The following is an 11950-nucleotide window of genomic DNA, read 5'->3' as shown; positions in this document are numbered from 1 at the left end:
CCCGGCACCCCCCACCCACCCGAAAGCCCACGACCCCCCAAGCCCCGCGCAGCGGAACCCGCAGCGCAGGATCAGCTCCGGCGCCCCCAGCGGCGCCCCTTGCCCTTGCCCTGGTCGTCACCATCGCCCTCGGAACCGGTGCCAGCGCCCGCGCCCGCTCCCGCGCCACCACGCGGAACCTGCGGAACCTGCGGGTCCTGGCCGGGCCCGCCGCCGTGCTCCCAGCGGGACCACTCGTCGCGCGAGCCGAGCAGCGTGTCGGTGAGGCTCGGGAGGTCGTCCATCGGCGTCTCCTCGGCCCAGTCCGGCCGCCGGCGCGGCTCTGCGGCGTCGGTCGGGGCCTGCCCCTCGCCGACCACCGGAAGCTCGCGGGTGGTGTCCGCGGGCTCCTCGCGCCACAGACCCGGGGGAACCCGGTCCTCGGCCCGGCCGGGCGCGACCCCGGGCAGCACTGCGGTCCGGTCGGTCTCGTCGGCCGGCACCTTCGGCAGCACGGCTGTCTCGTCCGCCGCGGCGGGGCCGCCCGACACCCGGGGCAGCACAGCGGTCTGGTCCGCCGAAACGGGCGGAACAGGCGGAGCAGCCGGAGCGGGCGGAGCAGCCGGAACCGCCGGAAGCTTCGCAGTCTGCTCCGCAGCCGACTGCCGATCCCGCAAGGACAGCTCACGGGTGGTCTCGTCGACCTCCTCGGCCGAACCCCGAGCACCCGAACCCTGAGCACCCGAACCCTGAGCACCCAAGCCCTTCGGCGCCCGCAGCTGAGTGGTAGCCGCGTCCTCCGCACGCCCCGCCGCCGTCTCGGCCGCAGCGGAAGCCGCAGCAGCGGCCTCCGCAGCCGCAGCGAGCGCGGCCGCCTGGGCCAGCCGGGCCTCCTCGGCGCGCTGCAGCGCCTCCTCCGCACGGCGGCGCTGCTCCTCGCGCTGGAGCTCCCGCTGCCGCTGGAGTTCCGCCTGCGCGGCCGCCTCGGCGGCGAGCCGCTTGCGCTCGGCGGCCTCGGCGGCGAGCCGGGCCTCCTCCTCGGCCTTGCGGCGCGCCTCTTCCTCGGCCCGTCGGCGGGCTTCCTCCTCGGCGCGGCGCCGCGCCTCCTCCTCGGCCTTGCGGCGGGCCTCGGCGGCGACCCGCTCGGCCTCCTCCTTGGCCAGCCGTTCCTTCTCCGCCTGCTCGGCCCGCAGCTGCTCCAGGAGCTCCTGCCGCTTGCGCTCGGCGGCCTCCGCCTCGGCCTTCTTGCGGGCCTCCTCGGCGGCGCGCCGTTCGGCCTCCTCCCGCGCGAGCCGCTCCTGCTCGGCGCGGGCGGCCTTCTCCTTCTCGGAGAGGGGCAGCTCACGGTCGAGCCGGTGGCGGATCGCGGTGGTGACGAAGCCGGGTGCCTGGCTGCCGTCGACGACCAGGTAGCGCGCCGGGTCGGCCGCCGCGAGGGCGAGGAAACCGGCCCGGACCCGCTGGTGGAACTCGGTCGGCTCGGACTCCAGCCGGTCCAGCGCCTCGGTGAAGCGCTCCCGGGCCTTGGTCGGGTCGACGTCGAGGACGACGGTCAGGTCGGGCACCAGACCGCCGGTGGCCCAGCGGGAGATCCGGGCGACCTCGGTCGCGGCGAGGTCGCGCCCGGCGCCCTGGTAGGCGATGGAGGAGTCCATGTACCGGTCGGTGATGACGACGGCGCCGCGCGCGAGGGCGGGACGGATGACGTTCTCGACGTGCTCGGCGCGGTCGGCCGCGTAGATCAGGGCCTCGGCCCGGTGGGAGAGGCCGGTGTTGCCGACGTCCAGGACGAGGCCGCGCAGCCGCTGCCCGACCGGGCTGCCACCGGGCTCGCGGGTCAGCACGACCTCGTGGCCCTTGCCGCGGATCCATTCGGCGAGCGCCTGGGCCTGGGTGGACTTGCCGGCGCCGTCGCCGCCCTCCAGGGCGATGAAGAAACCGGTGCCGGTGGTGCGGTGCGCCGCCGGGCCGCTGCCGCCGCGCACGGCGTCGACCAGGTCACGGCCGAACGGGGCGGTGCCGCGCCGGTCGTCGGTCTTGACCAGCACGACGGCGGCCAGCACCAGGGTGAGCAGGCCGGCGGTGGCGACGGCGAGGGCCGCGCCGCCGTGGATGAAGGTGAACGAGCCGGGCTCGACCGTGCCGTACTCGACGTCGCCGTAGGCGCCTGCGATCAGCGGGACGGCGACCACCGCGGCGCCGACGACGGCCCGCAGCACCGCGTACAGGTGCTCGGTGACCTTCGGCAGCCGGGCCTCCTCGACCTCCTGGGCGAGCAGGGTGCGCCCGGCCGAGACGACGATCCCGGCGGCGAGGCCGGCCAGCACGGTGAGCAGGAGGACCAGGACGTAGTCGAGCACGAGCCCGGCCAGGATCAGGGTCACGCCCTCGGTGATCAGCGCCAGCGCGAGCAGCCGGCGGCGGGAGAGGGCGGGCAGGGTGGCCCGGGTGAGCCGGACGCCGGCGGCCGGCGCGCCGGTGGCGGCGAGCACGAGCAGGCCGTAGCCGATCGGCCCGGCCCGGTGCTCGACGGCGGTGAGCAGCGCGAGGGCGGCGACGCCGGCCATCGAGGCGTAGGCGGCGGCGACGGCGAAGGTGAAGTAGGGGGCGCCGCCCGTGCGGCCCTTCTTGAGGGCGGGGCCGGGGGTGGCGTCGGTCGGGGCGCGCAGGCCCTGCAGCGGTGAGTACGGGGCGGCGGTGACCGGGCCGAGGGCCAGCTGCTGGAGGTAGCCGCGGACGGCGGAGGCGGTGAACAGGCCGGCCGCGCCGAGGGCGGCGAAGGTCACCTGGTGGGCCCGGAGCCAGTCCGAGCCGAGCGCCGCGAAGATGTTGTTGAGCAGGGTGAGGCCGACCAGGCCGACGGCGGCGAGCGGCAGGCAGACCCAGCCGGTGAACCGGTCGACACTCCGGACGGTCTCCAGGTGGGCCGCGGACGGCCGCTGCTCGGCGCGGGGGGCGTACGGGTCGGCGGGCGGCAGCAGGCCGGGGACGGCCGCGTCCTTGGCGACGGCCCACACGCGCTCGGCGGCGCCGGTCACGAAGACGGTGGCGAGCAGGACGTACGTGGCGGCGCCGGACGGCTTCGGGCCGGAGCCGAGCCACACGATCCACCACGGCGCGACGCCGATCAGCAGGGCGCGCAGAGCGTCGGCGCCGAACAGCGTCCAGCGCCGGTCCAGCTTGCCGGCGACCAGCCGGTGCACCGGTCCGAGCAGCAGGACGCCGGCGATCAGGGTGGCCGCCAGCCGGGCGGCGAAGACCCCGGCGACGGCGAAGGCCAGGCTGCGCGGCAGCTCGCCGAACCCGCCGCCGAGGGCGGCCGCGATCACGGTGAGCGCGAGCAGCACCAGCAGGCCGAGCCGGTCGGCGGTGCCGCCGATCAGCTGGTTGGTCCACAACCGCCGGTAGGACCGCGTGCGCAGCAGCGCGCGGGCCCGCTCCACCGGGGTTCCGGCGGGCGCGACCTCGGGCAGGTCGGGCATGGCGGCTCTGGCGGCCGGGGCGGCGCTGGGGGTGGGCTGCTCCTCGCTCGTCATACGGTCAGCGTAGCGGTCGGGGGTTGGCCGGAAAGAGACGAACGACGTTCCGGATCGGGCTCATCACCGGGTTGTGACGATCCCCGCACACACACCCGCCGTCCCCGAACGGCCCCGCCACCGCCCTCGCACGGCCCACGCCCCCTCCGCGAACGGTCCCGGCCCCCTCCCCCGAACGGCCCAGACGGCAGTCCCCGGACACGCCTCGGGCCCGCACCCCCGGTGAAGGGGGCACGGGCCCGGGAGCCGCCGTCGGAGGATCAGCCCTCGTCGGTGGCCGTGGTCTTGCTCGCGGTGGTCTTGCTCGCGGTGGTCTTCTTCGCCGCCGTCTTCTTCGCCGCGGCCGTGGTGGTCTTGGCCGCCGTCTTCTTCGCGGCCGTCTTCTTGGCGGCGGCCGTGGTGGTCTTCTTGGCCGCCGTCTTGGTGGCGGTCGCCTTCTTCGCCGGGGCCTTCTTCGCGGTCTTCTTCACCGGCCCGCGCGCCCGCTTCTCGGCGAGGAGCTCGTAGCCGCGCTCCGGCGTGATCGAGGCGACGTCGTCGTCCTTGCGGAGCGTGGCGTTGGTCTCGCCGTCCGTCACGTACGGTCCGAAGCGGCCGTCCTTGACCACGACCGGGCGCTCGCTGACCGGGTCGGTGCCGAGCTCGCGCAGCGGCGGGGCCGCGGCGGCCCGGCCGCGCTGCTTGGGCTGCGCGTAGATCGCCAGCGCCTCGTCGAGGGTGATCGTGAAGAGCTGGTCCTCGCTCGTGAGCGAGCGCGAGTCGGTGCCGCGCTTGAGGTACGGGCCGTAGCGGCCGTTCTGCGCGGTGATCTCGACGCCCTCGGCGTCCGCCCCGACCACGCGCGGCAGCGAGAGCAGCCGCAGCGCGTCCTCCAGGGTGACGGTGTCCAGCGACATCGTCTGGAACAGCGAGGCGGTGCGCGGCTTGACCGCGTTCTTGCCGGTCTTCGGCGTGCCCTCGGGCAGGATCTCGGTCACGTACGGGCCGTAGCGGCCGTCCTTGGCGACCAGCATGTTGCCGCTGACGGGGTCCTGGCCGAGCTCGAAGTCACCGCTGGGCTTGGCCAGCAGCTCCTCGGCCAGCTCGACGGTGAGCTCGTCCGGCGGCAGGTCGTCCGGGATGTCGGCGCGCTGGCCGGGCTCGCCCTCGACGGCGGAGGCGCGCTCGACGTACGGGCCGTAGCGGCCGACGCGCAGCGTGATGTCGTCGCTGATCCGGAACGAGCTGATCTCGCGGGCGTCGATCGCACCGAGGTCGGTGACGAGCTCCTTGAGACCGCCCAGGTGGTCGCCGTCGCCGTTGCCGGCGTCGGCGGCGCGCCCGGTCTCGACGCCCTCGCCCTCGCCGAAGTAGAAGCGCTTCAGCCACGGCACGGACTGCGCCTCACCGGCGGCGATCCGGTCGAGGTCGTCCTCCATCTTCGCGGTGAAGTCGTAGTCGACCAGTCGGCCGAAGTGCTTCTCCAGCAGGTTGACCACGGCGAAGGAGAGGAAGGAGGGGACCAGCGCCGTCCCCTTCTTGAAGACGTACCGGCGCTGGATGATCGTGTCGATGATCGACGCGTACGTGGAGGGGCGGCCGATCTCCCGGTCCTCCAGCTCCTTGACCAGCGAGGCCTCGGTGTAGCGCGCCGGCGGCTTGGTCGCGTGGCCCTCGGAGGTGAGCTGCTCGGCGGCCAGCGGGTCGCCCTGGACGACCTGCGGCAGCCTGCGCTCGCGGTCGTCGAGCTCGGCGTTCGGGTCGTCCGCGCCCTCGACGTAGGCCTTGAGGAAGCCGTGGAAGGTGATGATCTTGCCGGAGGCGGAGAACTCGACGTCCCGGCCGTCGGCGGAGGTGCCGCCGACCCGGACGGTGACGGACTGGCCGACCGCGTCCTTCATCTGGGAGGCGACGGTGCGCATCCAGATCAGCTCGTACAGCCGGAAGTCGTCGCCGCTCAGGCCGGTCTCGGCCGGGGTGCGGAAGCGGTCCCCGGAGGGGCGGACGGCCTCGTGCGCCTCCTGGGCGTTCTTGACCTTGCTGGCGTAGGTGCGCGGGGCGTCCGGCAGGTAGTCGGCGCCGTACAGCTGGGTGACCTGGGCGCGGGCGGCGGAGATCGCGGTGTCCGACAGCGTGGTCGAGTCGGTGCGCATATAGGTGATGAAGCCGTTCTCGTACAGCTTCTGGGCCACCTGCATGGTCCGCTTGGCGCCGAAGCCCAGCTTGCGGCTGGCCTCCTGCTGGAGCGTGGTGGTGCGGAACGGCGCGTACGGCGAGCGGCGGTAGGGCTTGGACTCGACGCTGCGGACGCCGAACGAGGTCCGCTCCAGGGCGACGACCAGCTGGCGAGCGGCCTGCTCGTCCAGGTGGAGCGTGTTGGTGCTGCCGGCCTTAAGCCGGCCGTCCGAACCGAAGTCGCGGCCGCTGGCGATCCGCTTGCCGTCGACGCTCGACAGCCGGGCGCCGAAGGTCTCCGGGTTGGCCGCGTCGGCCGGGGTGCGGCCGGTGCTGAAGGTGCCGACGAGGTCCCAGTAGGACGCGCTGCGGAAGGCCATCCGCTCGCGCTCGCGCTCGACCACCAGGCGGGTCGCGACGGACTGCACGCGGCCGGCCGAGAGCTTCGGCATGACCTTCTTCCACAGCACCGGCGAGACCTCGAAGCCGTAGAGGCGGTCGAGGATGCGACGGGTCTCCTGGGCGTCGACCAGACGCTGGTTCAGCTCGCGCGGGTTGGCCACCGCCTCCTGGATCGCGGTCTTGGTGATCTCGTGGAACACCATGCGGTGCACCGGCACCTTGGGCTTCAGGACCTGCTGGAGGTGCCACGCGATGGCCTCGCCCTCGCGGTCCTCATCGGTGGCGAGGAAGAGCTCGTCGGACTCCGCGAGCAGCGACTTCAACTTGCTGACCTGGGACTTCTTGTCCGCGTTGACCACGTAGATGGGAGCGAAGTCGTGGTCCACGTCCACCCCGAGGCGGCGCACCTCGCCGGTGTACTTGTCCGGCACCTCGGCCGCGGTGCTGGGCAGGTCGCGGATGTGCCCGACGCTCGCCTCGACGATGTAGCCGGGGCCAAGGTAGCCCTTGATCGTCTTCGCCTTGGCCGGCGACTCGACAATGACGAGTCGCTGTCCGTGCGCGGTCTCGCTGCTCGGGGACACCTTCGCTCTTCTCTCCCGGTCGTTATGTGAGCTGGTCGGCGCCGGCAGCACGGGCTGCGCTCCGCCCGACCCCTCCACCGTCCCGGGGCTGCCGCTGAACGACGACCCCACCAGCGGAGTGTGACCGTACCCCGGCCACCCTTGTCAAACGGACGGATCCCGCGTTTTCACTTGCCAGGCCCACCGACGCCACTCGAACGGTAACCCGATGATGGAGCATCGCGCCCCGTGGAGGGGGGCATCGGCGGGTTCCGGAGGATGGAATGACGGATTTCAAGATCTGTCAACGGAGTATCCGCGGAGCGCGGGGCTCCGGATGGTGCGGTCCGCCGGGGCGGCCGACCGAACCGGCCGCGGCCCTGCGGATTCAGCCGACGACGGCCGCCAGCAGGCCCGTCCCGGCCGCCAGGCAGCAGGTGCCGAGCGCGCTCCACAGCAGGTCCGCCACCGCCGGGCGGCTGATCTCCCCCGCCGCCAGCACGACCCGGTCCGGGCGGCGCGGGTCGTAACAGATCCGGACGGACGTGCCGGGGGCGAAGCGGACGGGACGGCGCAGTGGCGTGTGGCCGCGCGGACGGGCGAGCACCCGCTCGGCGCACCGCCCCGGCCCGGGGCCGCCGACCGACGGCAGCGCCGAGAAGGCGAGCAGCGGCGCGCTGTCGAGCTCGCCGCGCGCGTCGTCCTCGGCGACCACGACGGCCTCGGCCGGCACCCCCCGACGGCGGACCCGGTGGCGAAGGCGCACTTCGGCGGCGCACCAGAGCAGCAGCGCGCCACCGAACAGGGCGAGTACCAGCCCGCCCACGACCGCCGTCGTCCTGTCCACCCCTCGCCCCCCGGCTCCCCAGCTCTGTCCACAGCCTGTGGACAGAGCCTCGCAGCGGGCGGCCAACGCAGGACGGCCGTCGGGAGGCCGACGGACGAACCGGGGGCTACCGGGAGGTGAACCGGACGCCCGCCCGGTCCGGGAGGCAGGCGCCCGTCCCGTCCTGGCAGGCGGGTGCCCCTCCCGCTCGGGCAGTGGGCGCCGGGGCCTCGGCTCAGGCGACGGGGCGGATGAAGCCCTGCTCGGTCAGCAGCCGCAGCGACTCCGGCACGCGGTCCCGCAGGACGACCCGGTCCTCGCCGAGCAACTGGGCGATGGCGTCCACGATCTCGCCCGCCGCCAGCGTCCCGTCGCAGACGCCGACGAAGCCCGCACCGACGGTGTCCACCTTGGTGGCCCGCCGCATGCCGCGGTTGTGACGCAGGATCACGTGCTCCGGGTCCTCCGCGCCGGGCGCGCCGACCTGCTCCTGGACGACCCCGTCGGCCAGCACGTACCGGGCCGCGAGCAGGCCCGCGTCGTCGTGCGAGCGCAGGAAGTCCTGCCGGTCGAACCACTCCTCGATGTGCGGACCGAGCGGCTGCTCCACCGGGTGCGGCCACTCCTCCACCCGGACCGTCGGACGCTCGGCGCCGCTCGCCCGCAGGGTGATCCAGCCCATGCCGATGCCCTCGACCCGGCCCGCCTCGAAGGCGTCCAGCCACTCGCCGTAACGGGCCTGGTAGTCGCCGCCCGGACCGCGGTGGTCGCCGCCGTCGCGCAGCCACAACTCGGCGTACTGGGCGACGTCCTGGACCTCGCGCTGGACGATCCAGGCGTCCAGCCCGGTGCCCGCGACCCAGCCGGCCAGCCGCTCGTGCCAGTCCTCGCCCTTGACGTGCTGCCAATTGGCCAGCAACTGGCAGTAGCCGCCCGGCTCCAGGTGGGCAGCCGCGGAACGGACCAGGGTGCGGCACAGGTCGTCGCCGGCCATGCCGCCGTCGCGGTAGATGAACCGGCCGGCCGGCGAGATCACGAACGGCGGGTTGGAGACGATCAGGTCGAACTTCCGCTCCCCGACCGGCTCGAAGAGGCTCCCGGCGGCGGCCTCGGTGTTGTCGAAACCGGACAGCGCCAGGGTCAGCTCGGAGAAGCGCAGCGCGCGCGGGTTGAGGTCGGTGGCGGTCACCTTCTGGGCGTGCCGGGCCGCGTGCAGCGCCTGCACGCCGGAGCCCGAACCGAGGTCCAGCGCGGCGCGGACGGGCCGGCGCACGGTGATGTTGGCCAGCGTCGTGGAGGCGCCGCCGACCCCGAGCACCAGGTCCCTTCGGGCCACACCGTGCGCCGTCTCGCCGGAGCCGATGCCGCCCGCGCCGCCCACCGCGCAGCCCAGGTCGGAGACCACCCAGGCGTCCGAACTGGGCAGCCCGGCGACCTCGTTGGCGTAGGGGCGGACGTCCACGGTGGCACGCACCAGATCGCCGTCCGGGCGCAGCCAGCCGTCCGCGAGGCAGTCCTCGACCGGCAGCGCGGCCGCGGCCGCCTTGTAGGGCACCGGCTGCTGGAGCAGGAACAGCCGGACCAGCGTCTCCAGCGGGCCGTCGCCGCGGGTCGCGCGCAGCGCCGGGACCGCCTCGCTGCGGGCCAGCGCCGCGTAGCCGGTGGGCCCGAGCAGGTCGAGGCAGCCGTCGGCGGTGAACGAGGCGGCGAGCAGCGCCTCGCGCAGCTTGGCGAGGCGGGTGGGGTCGAGAACGGGGCTACTGATCACCCCGCCATTGTCCCCCGGGCCGCGGGCGCACCCGCCGTGCCCGGGCCGGGCGCGACGGGTGTGCCTCGGGCGTGCGGCGGGTCAGCTCGCGCTGGGCGCGGGCGCGGACGGGGCGGCGGCCGGCGTGGTGGCGGGCGTGGCCGCCGGGCCGGCGCTGCCCGTCGCGGACGGGGCCGGGGTGCCGCCGGGCGCGGCGGAGGGGGCACCGGTCGCGCCGTCGGTCGGTGCGGCGGTGCCCGGAGCCGTCGCCGGGGCCGTGCCGCCGCCGCTCGGGGCGGGGGTGGCCGACCCGGCGCTCGGGGCGGCGGTGGCCGCGGAGGGCTTGCAGCCGTCCTGCTTGGCCATGGCCGCACCGAGGTCGCCGCGCTGGAGTTTGCCCTGCGCCTGGGTGGACAGCGTGGCCAGCTGCTGCACCTGGTCGGCGACGCTGCGCAGCCCGTCCGCGAACTTGGACTGGTCGGCGCTGGACAGCGCGTCCAGCTTCTTCTGGACGTCCAGGTAGCCGTCGGCCGCCTTGTTCAGCTCGGCGACGGTGTCCTTCTGCAGGTTGGCGCCGTCGTCGACCTTCGGCGCCCCCGCCGCGTCGATCGCCTTCGCGATGTCCTGGTTGGTCTTGGCGAGACGCCCGACGTCGGCGGAGAGCCGCTTCTGCAGGTCGGCCGGGGCCTCGCCGGTCTTCACCTGGCCGGTGTCGGCGAGCGCGCTCTGGGCCTGGGCGATCGGGTCCTTGGCCGCGCCGCAGACGTTCGACGCCCAGGACTCCAGCTGCTTGCTGTTGTCGTCGCCGCAGCCGACGGCTCCGAACGCGAGCAGCACGCCGAGGGCGGGTACGGCCAGCAGTCGCTTGTTCACCGGGAGAAGCCTTTCGGTTCGGTCGTCTTCGGTCGTCGAACCTACACGCCGCCGATCCGCTCCCCGGTTCCCGGCCGCCCTGGCCGGCTTCGGACCCGACGAAGGCCCGCCCCGGGCGCGCCCCGGGCCTCGCTCAGCCCGAACCCGGTACGCACCCGGCCCTGACCCGGCCCTGACCCGGTACGTACCGGCCCGAACTCAGGCGCGCTCGACGCGGATCGGGTCCCCCGGCCGGACCGTCCGCAGCACCTGGGCGTCGCCGTCCAGCGCGCCGAGGATGTTGCAGGGGCTGGCCAGCCGGCACTCGTCACCGCGCGAGATCGGCGTCGGCCCGTACGGCAGGGCGAGACTGTCGCCGTCCGTCCAGAACGCCACCGTGCCCGGCTCGACGACCTGTTCGGCGTCGTCCTCCCGCAGCACGCTGACCGGCGTCCCGAAGTAGACCTCCTCGCCCCAGGTGCTGGCCGAGGAGCCGATCGGCAGCTCGGCCCAGAGCGCCTCGGCGGTGGGGGTGGCCCGCAGGGTGGCGGTCGCCTGACCGGCCGGCCACAGAATGCGTATCCGCATGGTCGTCCTCTTCCGCGACAGGTCCGATCGTCGATCGTGGATGGTCGATCGTCGATCGGACCCGGTCGTGCCGGAAGCAGCGAACCGCCGGATTCAACAGTTTGTCAACGGGATCCCGAGGAATGGACGCACGGCGTCACGGCACTGCGGCCACGCAGGCTCAGGGGTCCGCCCGGCGAAGCCGGAGACCGTCCGGTCCTCCCGGTCCTCAGACCGCGAGGGCGTCGACCGAAACCGGCCAGCTCATCCGGATCAGGCCACCGTCCGCGCCGTTGGTGACCTCCAGGTCCTCGACCAGGCCGGTGATCACCGCCAGGCCCAGGGTGTCCTCGTCCGGATCGCCGCCCTCGGCCGCGCCGGAGGCCGGAACGGCGGACGGGCCCGCCTCGTCCTCGACCTCGATGAGGAAACGCTTCTCCTGATCGGTCAGCGCGACCCTGACGGTGCCGCCGATGCCGCCGCGCTGGTGCAGCCCGACCGCGCGGGAGCACGCCTCACCGACCGCGAGCCGTACCTCGTCGAGCACCGACTCGTCGACGCCGGCCCGTCTGGCGACTGCCGCGGCGACCAGTCGGGCCGTGCGGACGTGCTCGGGAAGCGCGCTGAATCGAAGTTCGACGGTTGCCATCTCTCCCCCTCGGGGTGCTCCGACCGGGGCCGACGCCGCGGCCCCTGCGGGCCGGCCGAACCGGCCCCGGTGCGGCCGGGGACGACCGGGGCGAGGCGCCCCGACCGTCCCGACCGCGTGGATCGGGCGGGCCGGTCACCAGGGACCGGCCCGGCCGCATCAGTCGGTCGCGTTGACCGCGTCGTCCACCGAGGTGTGGATCGGGAAGACCTTGGTCAGGCCGGTGATGCGGAAGATCTTCAGGATGCGCTCCTGGTTGCAGACCAGGCGCAGCGAGCCCTCGTGGGCACGCACCCGCTTCAGACCGCCCACCAGTACGCCCAGACCGGTCGAGTCGAGGAAGTCCACGCCCTCCATGTCGACGACGAGGTGGTACTTGCCGTCGTTGACGAGCTCGACCAGCTGCTCCCGCAGCTTCGGGGCGGTGTACACATCGATCTCGCCGCCAACCTCGACGACCGTGCGATCGCCGACTGAACGGGTCGACAGGGACAGGTCCACGGAACCTCCAGCACCTTGCCTTGCTACGTCATGTGCGTTCCTCGGCCGGACGGCCGCCACCGCATGGTCGCGAGCCCCGGGCGCGCCCAGCCAACGCGTGGCAAGCCTCGGCGCTGCGACCCACGGCCATACGGCCGTCACGGCCACATTCAACCACCTGCGACCATGCCCGCA

General features: G+C 74.3%; 8 protein-coding genes. All 8 read right to left on the bottom strand.

All coding sequences use genetic code 11. The features are described 5' to 3' along the window. Nucleotides 1-71 precede the first annotated feature (71 nt). The 8 genes from tmk to bldG all read right to left on the bottom strand — a co-directional run bounded on the left by tmk (nt 72) and on the right by bldG (nt 11776). Entirely contained in the window at nt 72-3515 is a 3444-nt protein-coding gene (gene tmk / locus ACFXDE_RS39070; RefSeq protein ID WP_380499077.1) for a dTMP kinase, read from the bottom strand. A gap of 260 nt (nt 3516-3775) precedes the next feature. Further along, nucleotides 3776-6655, bottom strand: coding sequence for a type I DNA topoisomerase (topA, locus tag ACFXDE_RS39065; RefSeq protein ID WP_380499076.1), 2880 nt, complete (start codon nt 6653-6655; stop codon nt 3776-3778). Between the two features lie 367 nt (nt 6656-7022). After that, complete coding sequence (locus ACFXDE_RS39060) at nt 7023-7481, bottom strand: DUF3592 domain-containing protein (RefSeq protein ID WP_380499075.1); 459 nt, start codon at nt 7479-7481, stop codon at nt 7023-7025. Nucleotides 7482-7695: 214 nt separating this feature from the next. Beyond that, entirely contained in the window at nt 7696-9228 is a 1533-nt protein-coding gene (locus ACFXDE_RS39055) for a methyltransferase (protein WP_380499074.1), read from the bottom strand. A gap of 81 nt (nt 9229-9309) precedes the next feature. After that, complete coding sequence (locus ACFXDE_RS39050) at nt 9310-10080, bottom strand: hypothetical protein (protein WP_380499073.1); 771 nt, start codon at nt 10078-10080, stop codon at nt 9310-9312. A gap of 198 nt (nt 10081-10278) precedes the next feature. After that, entirely contained in the window at nt 10279-10647 is a 369-nt protein-coding gene (locus ACFXDE_RS39045) for a cyclophilin-like fold protein (RefSeq protein ID WP_380499072.1), read from the bottom strand. Between the two features lie 208 nt (nt 10648-10855). Next, the gene (locus tag ACFXDE_RS39040; RefSeq protein WP_380499071.1) at nt 10856-11275 is read right to left on the bottom strand and encodes an ATP-binding protein; all 420 of its coding nucleotides are present in this window, start codon (nt 11273-11275) and stop codon (nt 10856-10858) included. Nucleotides 11276-11434: 159 nt separating this feature from the next. After that, nucleotides 11435-11776, bottom strand: a complete 342-nt coding sequence (bldG, locus tag ACFXDE_RS39035; RefSeq protein WP_049659132.1) for an anti-sigma factor antagonist BldG — start codon at nt 11774-11776, stop codon at nt 11435-11437. Nucleotides 11777-11950 lie beyond the last annotated feature (174 nt).

The organism is Kitasatospora sp. NPDC059408, assembly GCF_042751525.1.
Taxonomy (GTDB): domain Bacteria; phylum Actinomycetota; class Actinomycetes; order Streptomycetales; family Streptomycetaceae; genus Kitasatospora.
The sequence above is the reverse complement of the archived record's forward strand: the minus strand, read 5'-3'. Positions and strand labels throughout refer to the sequence as shown.